A 12492-nucleotide genomic window follows, 5' to 3' on the forward strand; every position below is an offset into this window, starting at 1 on the left:
CGCAGCCCAATGACAAGTCCTTCTGGCGATATTCTGGTTTTAGGTGGTGGCCCTGTTGGACTGGCCTGTGCCGCCTGGACTCTACAAAAATATCCAAATATCCAACTCACTCTAATTGATCGTAACCCCGTTGAAGATAGCGCTCTGGGCTCTTCTGATACTCGAGGTATCGCACTCTCTCACGGCAGCAAACTTCTCCTCGATACGATTGGTGCTTGGCCTAACGAGAGCGCACCCATTCATCAAGTACATGTGTCTCAAGCTGGACGCTTTGGTCGCGCTCTGATGACGCGAGAAGAACTTAAACAAGATGCACTTGGTCATATTGTTCGCTACCGCGATATTCATCTGGCATTACGCAATGCGCTTCGCAACTTGCAAAAAAATAGTCCTCACTTTATTTGGCAACACATTGATGCCAATAGCGCCCCTCTTGATATTGATGCCCAATGTATAGTTCATGCCGAAGGTGGCTTATTCAAAACCCAAGATTGGGTTGAATCTGGTCGAGACTATGGTCAAGCAGCCTTAGTGGGCTTGGTAGAGGTAGAGGCAGCTGTTCCACATATGGCGTGGGAGCGATTCACTGCGGAAGGTCCTTTAGCAGTTCTTCCAAGTCACTTTGGTACAAATATTTTGAATCTGGTTTGGTGTGGCTCTCCGGAGTCAACCCAGATTCGACTTGCTTTGAGTGATGTTGAATTTTTGTCTGCACTACAAAATGAATTTGGTACACGGATTGGGCGCTTTCTCAAAATCCAAGATCGCCGATTTTATGATTTAGGCCTCAATTACCGCAAAGAGATTCATCAAGGTAATGCTGTTTGGATCGGCAATGCAGCACAAACACTGCACCCTGTCGCTGGTCAGGGTTTGAACTTAGGTCTACGAGACGCTTATCTTCTTTCAGAAAAACTCAGTAGCGTATTTGCTAGGACTGCAACCGCTATAACAACAACAGGAATTGAGAAAGCGCTTTCTGAATACGCTCAAAGTCGACAAATTGATCGCAAGACGACTATTGGTCTGACCGACATGATGGCTAGAGTCTTTACCTCCAACTTAATCCCAGTTGTGTTTGCCCGAGGCTTGGCTTTATCGGCCCTACAATGGCTTCCGCCGATCAAAACAGCCTTAGCCCGTCAAATGATGTTTGGGCGACGCTAGAGGCCTTAAAAGCAATCTCGCTGTCATTCAAAAAGAGGACAAATTTGCCTAAAATTTAGGCAAATTTAGAGGCTCTTGTGCTAAAGTAACACCCTTTCCCGTCAGCACGAATATCTTTTTAGCCCCTTTCAAATAAATGAAAATTGGTCCATATCAACTTGCTAATCAGCTCTTCGTTGCCCCAATGGCTGGCGTAACAGATCGCCCTTTTCGTCAGCTTTGTAAAAAACTAGGTGCTGGCTATGCCGTATCTGAAATGATCGCCTCGAATGCGCTCTTATGGAAAAGTGAAAAGACCCAGCGTCGTGCAAATCATCAAGGTGAATTTAAGCCAATCGCAGTCCAGATTGCAGGCGCAGACCCAGCCATGATGGCTGATGCTGCCAAACTCAATGTGGACAATGGCGCACAAATCATTGACATTAATATGGGCTGCCCAGCGAAGAAAGTCTGTAATGTTGCCGCTGGTTCTGCCTTATTACGAGACGAGCCTTTAGTCCAACAAATTATTGAAGCCGTTGTTCAGGCTGTTGGTATTGGCCCTAATGCAGTTCCAGTCACCCTGAAAATTCGGACAGGCTGGGATCGTGAAAATAAAAATGCGTTGGCCGTTGCAAAACTGGCGGAACAATCTGGTATTTCGATGTTGACAGTTCATGGGCGTACACGCGCGGATTTGTATCACGGCGCCGCTGAATACGAAACGATTCAAGCTGTGAAAAGTAGCGTACGAATTCCGGTGGTAGCCAATGGTGATATCACCACTCCAGAAAAAGCCGCTCAAGTTTTAAAACTAACTGGTGCCGATGCCATCATGATTGGTCGTGCTGCTCAAGGTCGCCCTTGGATTTTTAGAGAGATTGCACATTATCTTGCTACTGGCGACACTTTGCCAACACCCGAGATTGACGAGATTCAAAATATTATGAACGAACACTTACTCGATCATTACGCTTTTTATGGCGAATACACTGGTCTTCGCACTGCACGAAAGCATATTGGCTGGTATTGCAAAGGTTTACGCAATTCTCATCACTTTAGACAGAGAATGAATACCGCCGATGATTGCAAGACTCAGTTACAAATGGTCAATGATTTTTTTGATGAAATGAAATCCCACTCTGATCGTCTCCTTTTTTTAGAAGCTGCTTAAATTTGTAATTGATTCATGACTAATAAACACCCTATTACTGAATGCGTTCAAACCCACCTTCAGCATTACCTTGATGATCTCAAAGGCACAGCCCCATCTGACGTTTATCAAATGGTCTTGGAGGTAGTTGAAAAGCCCATGCTCGAGATTGTCATGCGTCATGCAAAAGATAATCAATCTCTAGCTGCACAATATCTCGGTATTAATCGCAATACTTTGCATAAAAAGCTAGTTGAGCACAAACTCATTAAATAATCATCTCTCTAAATAAAACACATGATTCATACTGCACTCCTTTCTGTTTCAGATAAACACGGCATCGTCGACTTTGCTAAAGCACTTCATGCTCTTGGCGTCCAACTCATTTCTACAGGAGGAACGGCCAAGTTACTTGCTGAAAATGGTTTGCCAGTCACCGAGGTCTCTGCTTTAACCCATTTCCCAGAAATGCTCGATGGTCGCGTCAAAACTCTCCACCCTATGGTGCACGGAGGACTGTTAGCGCGCAGAGACTCAAAAGAGCATATGGCCGCTTTAAGGGAGCACGACATTGGCACGATTGATATGCTCGTAATTAATCTTTACCCCTTCAATCAAACAGTAGCAAAAGCGGAATGCTCTTTTGAAGAAGCAGTTGAGAATATTGATATTGGCGGCCCAGCAATGCTGCGGGCTGCGGCGAAAAATCATCAAGACGTCACTGTATTAATCTCACCAGACGACTACGCAGCAGTACTCTCAGAGATGAAGTCGAATCAAAATAATGTTTCTTATAAAACCAATTTAGCCTTGGCCAAGAAAGTGTTTGCTCATACCGCCCAATACGATGGTGCAATTGCAAACTACCTATCTTCCTTAGGCGATGACTTGAACCATCAGCAACGTTCTCCATACCCAGAGACCCTTCACATAGCGTTTGAGAAGGTCCAAGAGATGCGCTATGGTGAGAATCCACATCAATCTGCTGCGTTCTACAAAGATCTCCAAACAGTAGATGGAGCTCTAGCAAACTATCGCCAATTACAAGGTAAAGAGCTTTCCTATAACAACATTGCGGACGCAGATGCTGCCTGGGAATGCGTGAAGAGCTTCTCTACTAGTAACGGCAATAACACTCCCGCCTGCGTCATCATCAAACACGCCAATCCTTGTGGCGTTGCAGTTGCTAGCTCTGCTCTGGAGGCTTATCAAAAAGCCTTTAAGACCGATCCAAGTTCTGCATTTGGCGGAATCATTGCCTTGAATGTGCCTTGCGATGGTACTGCAGCAGAAGCCATCTCCAAGCAATTTGTAGAGGTCTTGATTGCTCCCAGCTTCAGCAAAGAAGCCTTAGCCATCTTTGCAGCAAAGCAAAATGTACGTTTACTAGAAATTTCCCTCGGTAATGCATTTAATACCTTTGATTTCAAACGGGTAGGGGGTGGCTTATTAGTGCAGTCTCCTGATGCGAAGAATGTTTTACAAAATGAGATCCAAGTAGTTAGTCAAAGACAGCCCACTCCAAAAGAACTCAATGACATGATGTTTGCTTGGCGCGTTGCCAAGTTTGTCAAATCAAATGCGATTGTGTATTGCGCGGACGGTATGACCCTTGGTATTGGCGCTGGCCAGATGAGTCGCGTTGACTCTGCCAGAATGGCAAGCATCAAAGCTGAAAATGCAGGACTGAGCCTCAAAGGATCCGCTGTTGCGAGTGATGCTTTCTTCCCCTTCCGCGATGGTTTAGATGTCGTAGTCAGCGCTGGTGCAAGTTGTGCTATTCAGCCGGGTGGCAGTATGCGTGACGAGGAAATCATCGCAGCGGCAAACGAACATGGCATCGCCATGATCTTCACTGGCACACGCCACTTCCGCCATTGAGCAAGAGATAACACAATGCGCTGGATAGGAATCGATCCTGGTTTACGGACGACCGGCTTTGGCGTGATTGATGTAATTGGGCAAAAATTGACTTATATTGCCTCGGGCACGATTGAAAGCGGAGACCCTGCCAAAGGTCTACCTGAACGCTTGGGTTCTTTATATGCTGGGTTAATCGAAGTATTAGAGACCTATCATCCAGAATCTGCTGCAATTGAAGAAGTCTTTTTAAATGTCAATCCACGCTCAACACTGATGCTAGGTCAAGCACGTGGCGCCGTCATCGCTGCCCTCGTCTCGAAAAAACTCCCTGTAGCTGAGTACAGCGCCCTGAGAGTGAAGCAAGCCATCGTTGGTACAGGACGTGCTGCTAAGCCCCAGGTCCAAGAAATGGTGAAGCGTTTACTTCGACTCAGTCGTGCACCCGGCTCTGACGCCTCTGATGCATTGGGTGTGGCTATTTGCGCAGCACATCATGCTCAGATGCCAAAGGCAATCACGGCTGCACTTGCAGCCAAGAAACCCTCGAAGTCAAAAGCTTAAACAGGTTAAGATCTTCATATGATTGGTCGTATTCAAGGAACCCTCGTCTCAGTTCACCCGCCTCGCCTACTGGTAGATTGCCAAGGCGTTGGTTACGAAATTGATGTGCCAATGAGTACCTTGTATCAACTACCCGAAGTGAATCAAAAAATTACTTTACTCACTCATTTTCAAGTGAGAGAAGATGCGCAACAACTCTTCGGTTTTGGGACTGAGACTGAGCGTGAAGCATTTAGAGCCCTCATCAAAATTAGTGGGGTAGGTTCGCGTACTGCTCTAGCTGTGCTATCTGGGATGAGTGTGAATGAATTAGCCCAAGCAATCGCTCTCCAAGAATCAGCCCGCCTAACTCAAGTGCCTGGTATCGGCAAAAAAACAGCTGAGCGTCTTTTGCTTGAACTGAAAGGTAAGCTTGCCCCTGATTTAGGTTTGGTAGCAGGTAAACCTCAAGCGAGAGAAGCCAGTAGTGAAATTTTGCAAGCCTTATTGGCATTGGGCTATTCTGAAAAAGAAGCGCTTTTGGCAATCACACAGATCCCATCAGACAGTAATGTCTCTGATGGCATTCGTCTGGGTCTCAAATATCTCTCTAAAACCTAATCAAGCGGTTTAGCTAAACCCACTAAACTAAGCTTATGGCTATTCATACCGACGACCTCAGCTCCATTCCAGACGATTTACCTGAAAATGCTGCCGACCGCATTATTAGTGCAGCAGCCGGCAATGCCGAGGCAGTTTTTGAAAAAGCCCTGCGCCCTAAGCAGTTAGATGAGTATGTCGGCCAAACTAAAGCGCGTGCCCAGCTAGAGATCTTTATTAGCGCAACACGCGCCCGTCAAGAGGCGCTTGATCACGTTCTACTATTTGGCCCTCCTGGTCTTGGCAAAACAACCTTAGCCCACATCATCGCCAGAGAGCTAGGTGTTAACCTGCGCCAAACTAGCGGGCCTGTATTAGACCGCCCAGGTGATCTAGCGGCACTTCTCACCAATTTAGAAACCAATGATGTCTTATTCATTGATGAGATTCATCGCCTATCCCCCGTAGTGGAGGAGATTCTCTATCCAGCTCTTGAAGATTACAGTCTGGACATCATGATTGGTGAAGGCCCTGCAGCGCGGAGTGTAAAGATTGATCTCAAGCCATTTACCCTGATTGGGGCAACTACACGCGCAGGCATGCTCACCAATCCACTGCGCGACCGCTTTGGTATTGTTGCCAGACTAGAGTTTTACTCTACAGAAGAATTAACTAAGATCATCGAGCGCTCAGCCAATCTTCTCAAGGCCAAAATTGATCCTGCAGGCTCGATTGAAATTGCAAAACGTGCGCGTGGCACACCTCGTATTGCTAATCGCTTGCTCCGCCGTGTCCGTGACTATGCCGAAGTGAAGGGAACGGGAGTAATCACAAAAGCGATTGCTGATGCCGCTCTGAAAATGCTGGATGTAGACCCTAGCGGCTTTGATTTAATGGATCGCAAATTACTCGAGGCCATCTTGCACAAGTTTGATGGTGGTCCTGTTGGAATTGATAATCTTGCTGCAGCGATTGGGGAGGAGCGGGATACGATTGAAGATGTCTTAGAACCCTATCTCATTCAACAAGGATATCTTCAAAGAACTTCGCGTGGCAGAGTAGCTACACGCCAAGCCTACGAGCATTTTGGCTTAACGCCTCCAAGTCGCTCAGCCAATCTAGACTTGCTAGATTAAAACTAGCTTAGCGTCACTTTGGCAAAGCGCCGCTTGCCAACCTGAACTAGATACTTTCCTGCCTCAAGCTTTAGTGCTTTGTCACTAATCACAGAACCATCAATGCGTACTCCGCTTTGCTCGATATTGCGGTTGGCCTCAGAGGTCGATGGTACAAGGCCTGCAGCTTTTAAGAAGTTAGCAACACCCATGGGGGAACCCGATAAAGTGATCTCGGGAATATCATCAGGAATGCCGCCCTTAGCGCGATGATTAAAGCCTTCTAAAGCTTTTTCTGCAGCTGCCTCTGAATGAAAACGCGTCACGATTTCTTGTCCCAGCAGCACCTTGCAATCGCGTGGATTGCGGCCTGCAGCGACTTCTTGTTTCATCAGATCAATTTCTGCCATAGGGCGGAAAGAAAGCAAAGTAAAGTAATCCCACATTAAATCATCCGAGATACTCATGAGTTTGCCGAACATCTCACTAGCAGGCTCACTAATACCAATGTAGTTGCCCTTGGACTTGCTCATTTTTTCTATACCATCTAAACCCACCAATAGTGGCATGGTCAGAATACATTGCGGCTCTTGTCCGTATTCCCTCTGGAGTTCACGACCCACTAAGAGATTGAACTTTTGATCCGTCCCGCCAAGCTCTAAATCACTTTTCAAGGCAACGGAGTCATAACCTTGCATTAAGGGGTATAAAAATTCATGAACGGAAATAGGTATACCGACACGGTAACGTTTCGTAAAATCATCGCGCTCTAACATTTGGGCGACCGTATATTTTGCCGCCAGCTGAATCATGCCGCGCGCACCCAATGGATCGCACCACTCGCTGTTGTAGCGTACTTCTGTTTTTTTAGGATCGAGCACCAAGCTAGCTTGGCGATAGTAAGTTTCTGCGTTGACTTTAATTTCTTCGGGAGTCAAAGGCGGACGGGTCGCATTACGACCTGATGGATCACCAATCATGCTCGTGAAATCACCGATCAAGAAAATCACGGTATGGCCTAGATCTTGCATCTGCCGTAATTTATTTAACACTACGGTATGCCCCAGATGAATATCGGGGGCAGTAGGATCGAGACCCAGCTTAATTCGGAGAGGAAGTCCTGTAGCCTGACTACGAGCTAGCTTTTTTAACCAATCCGCTTCCACCAAAAGCTCATCGCAGCCCCGTTTAGTGACTTCAAGGGCAGCCATGACTTCTGGCGTTAGGGGGTATTGTGGTTCGGGTTTAGCCGTCATGGTGAATCTATAAATTAAGTCGGTTAAATTAGAGCTGATATTTACTAAAGCATAATTGTCGCATTCCTCAGCATAAAGCCTACAGACCACATGAATCAGCCCCGCCCTCTCTTTATTGGCATCATGTCTGGCACCAGCCTAGATGGGATCGATGCCGTTCTTGCAAGCATTGGGTCTGATGGTGAGGCGGCAATAGAAGCCGCCCAAAGCGCACCCTTCTCAGAAGGTCTTCGCAAAGCCCTCTTTGATCTGCAAAGCAGTGGCCCAGATGAAATTCACCGAGAAAACGAGGCTGCTAACGCACTTGCCCAGGCCTATGGTGGACTTGTGAAGGCTTTGCTCAATCATGCTAGAAAAAAAGCTTCCGATATCACCGCAATTGGAGCCCATGGTCAGACCATTCGCCATCAACCCCAATTTGGCTATACCCACCAAACTCTTAATCCCGCTCTTCTAGCAGAAATCACAGGCATTGATGTGGTGGCTGATTTTCGGAGTCGTGATCTTGCTGCCGGAGGACATGGCGCACCTCTCGTACCAGCCTTTCATGCTCAGCAGTTTCAATCTGATGTAGATGTTGCGATTCTCAACCTTGGTGGCATTGCCAATCTCACCCTCTTACCTAAAACAGGTGAAGTAAAAGGATTTGATTGTGGTCCTGGCAATATGTTGATGGATGCTTGGATAGAGCACCATCAGCAAAAGTCTTTTGACAAAGATGGGGCTTGGGCGACACAAGGTCGGTTGCATGAGGAGCTACTCGCAAGAATGTTGTCAGATCCGTTTTTTAAGAAAGCCCCTCCAAAAAGTACGGGGCGTGATGATTTCCATTTAGCGTGGCTTGAAAAGCATATTACCCAAGAAGTTATCGAAGCAGTGGATGTCCAAATGAGCCTGCTTCACTTGACTGTACTGTCTACCTTAGAAGCGGTGATGCTGCATGCCCCTCAAACCCAAAAGTTAATTGTTTGTGGGGGTGGAGCAAAAAATATAGCGCTGATGAACTTAATGAGAACAAAAGCCCCTCAGTTAGAAATTATTTCTAGTGACTTTGTTGGAGTAGATGCACAACTAGTAGAGGCCCTTGCCTTTGCTTGGCTAGCTTGGGCTCATAAAGAAAAACGGCCAGCAAATCTGCCGGCCGTAACGGGTGCTAAAGGACTAAGAATCTTGGGCGCTTGTTATCCAGCCTAATTACTAGTGGGTTTAGGCTGAGAAAGAAGAACCGCAACCACATGTAGTAGTTGCGTTAGGATTCTTAATCACAAACTGTGATCCATGAATATCTTCTTTGTAATCAATTTCTGCACCAACTAAATATTGGAAACTCATTGAATCGACAAGAAGCGTTACACCATTCTTCTGAAACTCAGTATCGTCTTCATTGACAGCATCATCGAAGGTAAAACCATACTGAAATCCAGAGCAACCGCCACCTTGAACAAATACCCTTAACTTGAGGCTAGGATTTCCCTCTTCAGCAATCAGATCAGCCACTTTTGCGGCAGCGCTATCCGTAAACACCAATGGTGTTGGTGGCTCTGCAAGATCTTGTGCAACTTGGGTAGCAACTTCAGTCATGATGAACTCCTAATTCGAAAGGCAATAATTCATTTTAGGCTTTAAATCCCCAGTCTGCTGGAAAGGTCTTTAGGGCAATAAGGCAATCTGGGTCAAGCCCATGGTTTCGGGCAAGCCAAACATCAGATTCAAACACTGTACACCCTGTCCGGAGGCACCTTTAACCAGGTTGTCCTCAACCACCAAAATGACCAAAGTATCGCCATTCCCAGGCCGATGAATCGCAATTCGAAGGCCATTACTTCCTCTAACCGAGCGAGTCTCTGGGTGACTTCCGGCTGGCATCACATCAACAAAGGGCTCGTCTTTATAGAAATTCTCGTATAGCTTTTGGTAATCGACCGCTTTACCTGCCTCGGTTAAACGCACATACAAAGTCGAATGAATCCCTCTAATCATCGGCGTGAGATGCGGCACAAATGTCAGGCCAATCTGCTCATGCCCAGCAATTGCTTTGAGTCCTTGAACAATCTCAGGTAAGTGGCGATGGCCTTTAACACCATAAGCCTTAAAGTTATCGCTCGCCTCAGCCATCAAGGTGCCGATCTCGGCTTTACGTCCCGCACCTGAAGTGCCAGACTTGGAATCCGAAATAATATGTTCACCATCAATTAGCTGCTTACCACCAGTTGCTTTTGGAGAAAGCAATGGCGCGAGACCTAATTGCACAGAGGTTGGATAGCAACCTGCCAGCCCAACTACCCGTGCTTTCTGAATTGCATCCCGATTAATTTCTGGTAAGCCATACACTGCTTCTGCCAAGATATCGGGACAGCTATGCTCCATGCCATACCATTTTTGAAACTCGGCAATATCTTTCAAACGAAAATCAGCGGCCAAATCCAAAACCTTGACGCCTGCTGCTAATAGCTCCTTTGCTTGCGACATCGCAACACCATGCGGTGTAGCAAAAAATACAGCATCACACTCAGTTAGCTTGGCATCCTCAGGCGTAGTGAATTTCAAATCCACTCGACCACGTAAGGAGGGGAACATATCTGCCACAGACATACCTGCTTCAGTACGCGAAGTAATCGCCTGAATTTTGACTTCAGGATGCTGTGTCAATAAACGAAGTAATTCCACTCCGGTATATCCAGTTCCACCTACGATACCAACCTTGATCATGCTGTTCTCCAATTTCAATAAGCTATAGCTTACCGCGTGAATCTGACAATTACCTTTATTTTAGAAACAAAAAGGGCCGCTTGCGCGACCCTTTCATCAAAACATAGCGACTGAAAGAAATTAGCGCTTGCTGAACTGCTTACGACGACGCGCGCCGTGCAGACCAACCTTCTTACGCTCAACTTCACGAGCATCGCGAGTTACCAAACCTGCTTTAGACAGGGTAGGCTTCAAAGCATTGTCATAGTCGATCAAAGCACGAGTAACACCGTGACGAACTGCGCCAGCTTGGCCAGTCTCACCGCCACCAGTAACGTTCACTTTGATATCAAAGGTTGTTAAGTGGGCAGTCAGAGCTAAAGGCTGACGAGCGATCATGCGCGATGTCTCGCGTGCGAAATAGGCATCGATAGGTTTACCGTTAACAGTAATCTCACCTTTACCCGATTTAATAAATACACGGGCTACAGAGCTCTTGCGACGACCTGTACCGTAATTCCAATTTCCGTAATTAATAGCCATTTGGGTTCCTTAAATCTCTAACGCTTTGGGCTGTTGAGCCGTGTGCGGATGATTAGCGTCGCCATAGACTTTTAATTTCTTGATCATGGCATAGCCGAGTGGGCCTTTTGGCAACATACCTTTCACAGCCTTCTCTAAGGCGCGACCAGGAAAACGGTCTTGCATCTTGTCGAAGTTGGTCGTACTGATACCGCCTGGGTATCCGCTGTGACGGTGATAGAGTTTGTTCAAGCCCTTGGTGCCAGTGACACGCAGCTTGGATGAGTTGATTACGACAATAAAGTCGCCAGTATCAACGTGTGGAGTGAATTCAGGCTTGTGCTTGCCGCGTAGACGGTGTGCCACTTCACTGGCGACACGACCGAGGACTTTGTCCGTAGCGTCAATCACGAACCATTCACGCGTTACCTCATGGGATTTTGCGGAAAAAGTTTTCATGATTTCTCAAATTGTTATTGTCAAAAAATACTCCAATCAAACTACGTCCACTTTGGCCCTGCTTATGTTTGCAGGCTCGCAGATTCAGAAATTCAATCGGTAAAACAATTACCGCTGACAAGTCGGTAATTCAGTAAAGCCTTGAATTGTAACCCAAAAAAAGCCCAGGAACGAGTCCTGGGCTGGAATCCACCGATGTTTGGGTGGAGGAGACACTGGGAGGCAAATCAATCTCTTATATAAGACTGATCACCAATATGGGTATTTAACCATAATTTATGGTGCAATGCAAGAAAATTGACCTAAGTCAATTTTTTGCCATATTCGCTACCGATGAATAATCCCCTTATAATGTCTAAATCATTGATAATATTGATTAATTTAGAAGTTAGGGATCACTAATATGGATTGCACAGTATCTTGGTTGGGCAATACTGGAATGGCTTTTTCTGCCGAAACAGGGAGTGGGCACCTCCTAAATATGGACGGAGCCCCCGAGGCTGGTGGTAGAAACCTTGCCCCACGACCCATGGAGCTGCTCTTGGCAGGAGCGGGTGGCTGCTCTGCCTTTGATGTGGTTTTAATCCTACAAAAGGCCCGCCAAGCCGTCTCAGGCTGCGAAGTGAAGGTGAAGGCCGAGAGAGCTAGCGAAGACCCCAAAGTCTTCACAAAAATTGATTTGCATTTCACGGTTACCGGAAAAGACTTGGACCAAGCCAAGGTTGATCGCGCAGTCAAACTCTCTCACGATAAGTATTGCTCTGCTACAGCAATGCTCTCAAAAACTGCAGAACTGACTTACAGCATCGAAGTCCGTTCGGAATAAGTGCAGAGCCAATCGATAAGCCGGATTCTGTCGCCTAGACTTGCATCTAGGGGCAATCATTCCTCTAGGCCGTCAGTTACCTAACGGCTCAAGCTCCCTACCCGCAGACTCAGCGGGACGCCTCATCGCCTGCTTACTTGGGATTGCTCCGGGTGGAGGTTACCGCGTTTCACCGTAACTAAATACGCTCGTCTCTGTGGCCCTATTCCGCACGTCGCCGTGGATGGCCGTTAGCCATCACCCTTCCCTATGGAGTCCGGACTTTCCTCCCCCTCAATAAAGAGGCGGCGATTGCCTAATTGACTCTGCGCCTGCAGTCTAACG

The 12492-nt window shown here is 46.8% G+C and carries 14 protein-coding genes and 1 other RNA gene; 9 read left to right on the forward strand and 6 right to left on the reverse strand.

Features of this window, described 5'->3' with window-relative positions; genetic code table 11:
- Nucleotides 1–9 precede the first annotated feature (9 nt).
- From Pas1_RS08330 to ruvB, 7 genes are all read left to right on the forward strand, one after another.
- On the forward strand, nucleotides 10–1167 hold the full coding sequence (locus Pas1_RS08330) for an FAD-dependent monooxygenase (protein WP_112295007.1): 1158 nt from the start codon (nucleotides 10–12) through the stop codon (nucleotides 1165–1167).
- A gap of 136 nt (nucleotides 1168–1303) precedes the next feature.
- Nucleotides 1304–2320, forward strand: a complete 1017-nt coding sequence (gene dusB / locus Pas1_RS08335) for a tRNA dihydrouridine synthase DusB (protein WP_112205365.1) — start codon at nucleotides 1304–1306, stop codon at nucleotides 2318–2320.
- A 15-nt stretch (nucleotides 2321–2335) separates the two neighbouring features.
- Nucleotides 2336–2575 carry a helix-turn-helix domain-containing protein gene (locus Pas1_RS08340; RefSeq protein WP_112205367.1) on the forward strand — a complete coding sequence of 80 codons (240 nt, stop codon included), beginning with the start codon at nucleotides 2336–2338 and terminating at the stop codon, nucleotides 2573–2575.
- 21 nt (nucleotides 2576–2596) lie between these two features.
- A complete protein-coding gene (purH, locus tag Pas1_RS08345; protein ID WP_112295008.1) occupies nucleotides 2597–4180 on the forward strand; it encodes a bifunctional phosphoribosylaminoimidazolecarboxamide formyltransferase/IMP cyclohydrolase in 1584 nt (527 codons plus the stop codon).
- 15 nt (nucleotides 4181–4195) lie between these two features.
- A complete protein-coding gene (gene ruvC / locus Pas1_RS08350) occupies nucleotides 4196–4723 on the forward strand; it encodes a crossover junction endodeoxyribonuclease RuvC (RefSeq protein WP_112205371.1) in 528 nt (175 codons plus the stop codon).
- Nucleotides 4724–4741: 18 nt separating this feature from the next.
- The gene (gene ruvA, locus Pas1_RS08355) at nucleotides 4742–5323 is read left to right on the forward strand and encodes a Holliday junction branch migration protein RuvA (protein WP_112205373.1); all 582 of its coding nucleotides are present in this window, start codon (nucleotides 4742–4744) and stop codon (nucleotides 5321–5323) included.
- 35 nt (nucleotides 5324–5358) lie between these two features.
- Nucleotides 5359–6438: a Holliday junction branch migration DNA helicase RuvB gene (gene ruvB / locus Pas1_RS08360; RefSeq protein WP_112208553.1), complete on the forward strand. Its 1080-nt coding sequence runs from the start codon at nucleotides 5359–5361 to the stop codon at nucleotides 6436–6438.
- A gap of 2 nt (nucleotides 6439–6440) precedes the next feature.
- Here ruvB and tyrS read toward each other — a convergent pair whose 3' ends face one another.
- Complete coding sequence (tyrS, locus tag Pas1_RS08365; RefSeq protein WP_112295009.1) at nucleotides 6441–7673, reverse strand: tyrosine--tRNA ligase; 1233 nt, start codon at nucleotides 7671–7673, stop codon at nucleotides 6441–6443.
- A 90-nt stretch (nucleotides 7674–7763) separates the two neighbouring features.
- Here tyrS and Pas1_RS08370 point away from each other — a divergent pair, with 90 nt between their 5' ends.
- Nucleotides 7764–8867 (forward strand): anhydro-N-acetylmuramic acid kinase, encoded by a 1104-nt coding sequence (locus Pas1_RS08370; protein WP_112295010.1) that lies wholly within the window; start codon nucleotides 7764–7766, stop codon nucleotides 8865–8867.
- 12 nt (nucleotides 8868–8879) lie between these two features.
- Here the strand turns inward: Pas1_RS08370 and erpA are convergent, their stop codons facing one another.
- The 4 genes from erpA to rplM all read right to left on the reverse strand — a co-directional run bounded on the left by erpA (nucleotide 8880) and on the right by rplM (nucleotide 11342).
- The gene (gene erpA, locus Pas1_RS08375) at nucleotides 8880–9254 is read right to left on the reverse strand and encodes an iron-sulfur cluster insertion protein ErpA (RefSeq protein WP_112205382.1); all 375 of its coding nucleotides are present in this window, start codon (nucleotides 9252–9254) and stop codon (nucleotides 8880–8882) included.
- A 69-nt stretch (nucleotides 9255–9323) separates the two neighbouring features.
- Nucleotides 9324–10382, reverse strand: coding sequence for an N-acetyl-gamma-glutamyl-phosphate reductase (gene argC, locus Pas1_RS08380; protein ID WP_112205384.1), 1059 nt, complete (start codon nucleotides 10380–10382; stop codon nucleotides 9324–9326).
- Nucleotides 10383–10502: 120 nt separating this feature from the next.
- Nucleotides 10503–10904 (reverse strand): 30S ribosomal protein S9, encoded by a 402-nt coding sequence (gene rpsI, locus Pas1_RS08385; protein WP_062310144.1) that lies wholly within the window; start codon nucleotides 10902–10904, stop codon nucleotides 10503–10505.
- 9 nt (nucleotides 10905–10913) lie between these two features.
- Nucleotides 10914–11342 (reverse strand): 50S ribosomal protein L13, encoded by a 429-nt coding sequence (gene rplM, locus Pas1_RS08390; RefSeq protein WP_112205386.1) that lies wholly within the window; start codon nucleotides 11340–11342, stop codon nucleotides 10914–10916.
- A gap of 403 nt (nucleotides 11343–11745) precedes the next feature.
- Here rplM and Pas1_RS08395 point away from each other — a divergent pair, with 403 nt between their 5' ends.
- Entirely contained in the window at nucleotides 11746–12168 is a 423-nt protein-coding gene (locus Pas1_RS08395) for an OsmC family protein (RefSeq protein ID WP_112205388.1), read from the forward strand.
- Here the strand turns inward: Pas1_RS08395 and rnpB are convergent.
- An RNA gene (rnpB, locus tag Pas1_RS08400) (RNase P RNA component class A) lies at nucleotides 12169–12475 on the reverse strand.
- Nucleotides 12476–12492 lie beyond the last annotated feature (17 nt).

Origin of the sequence: Polynucleobacter paneuropaeus, assembly GCF_003261235.1 — a bacterium.
Lineage (GTDB): Bacteria > Pseudomonadota > Gammaproteobacteria > Burkholderiales > Burkholderiaceae > Polynucleobacter > Polynucleobacter paneuropaeus.

Coding starts and splice junctions, on each gene's coding strand:
- rplM (WP_112205386.1), bottom strand. CDS start 11,342: ATGAAAACTTTTTCCGCAAAATCCCATGAGGTAACGCGTGAATGGTTC.
- ruvA (WP_112205373.1), top strand. CDS start 4,742: ATGATTGGTCGTATTCAAGGAACCCTCGTCTCAGTTCACCCGCCTCGC.
- purH (WP_112295008.1), top strand. CDS start 2,597: ATGATTCATACTGCACTCCTTTCTGTTTCAGATAAACACGGCATCGTC.
- erpA (WP_112205382.1), bottom strand. CDS start 9,254: ATGACTGAAGTTGCTACCCAAGTTGCACAAGATCTTGCAGAGCCACCA.
- ruvB (WP_112208553.1), top strand. CDS start 5,359: ATGGCTATTCATACCGACGACCTCAGCTCCATTCCAGACGATTTACCT.
- Pas1_RS08340 (WP_112205367.1), top strand. CDS start 2,336: ATGACTAATAAACACCCTATTACTGAATGCGTTCAAACCCACCTTCAG.
- dusB (WP_112205365.1), top strand. CDS start 1,304: ATGAAAATTGGTCCATATCAACTTGCTAATCAGCTCTTCGTTGCCCCA.
- Pas1_RS08330 (WP_112295007.1), top strand. CDS start 10: ATGACAAGTCCTTCTGGCGATATTCTGGTTTTAGGTGGTGGCCCTGTT.
- tyrS (WP_112295009.1), bottom strand. CDS start 7,673: ATGACGGCTAAACCCGAACCACAATACCCCCTAACGCCAGAAGTCATG.
- argC (WP_112205384.1), bottom strand. CDS start 10,382: ATGATCAAGGTTGGTATCGTAGGTGGAACTGGATATACCGGAGTGGAA.
- rpsI (WP_062310144.1), bottom strand. CDS start 10,904: ATGGCTATTAATTACGGAAATTGGAATTACGGTACAGGTCGTCGCAAG.
- ruvC (WP_112205371.1), top strand. CDS start 4,196: ATGCGCTGGATAGGAATCGATCCTGGTTTACGGACGACCGGCTTTGGC.
- Pas1_RS08395 (WP_112205388.1), top strand. CDS start 11,746: ATGGATTGCACAGTATCTTGGTTGGGCAATACTGGAATGGCTTTTTCT.
- Pas1_RS08370 (WP_112295010.1), top strand. CDS start 7,764: ATGAATCAGCCCCGCCCTCTCTTTATTGGCATCATGTCTGGCACCAGC.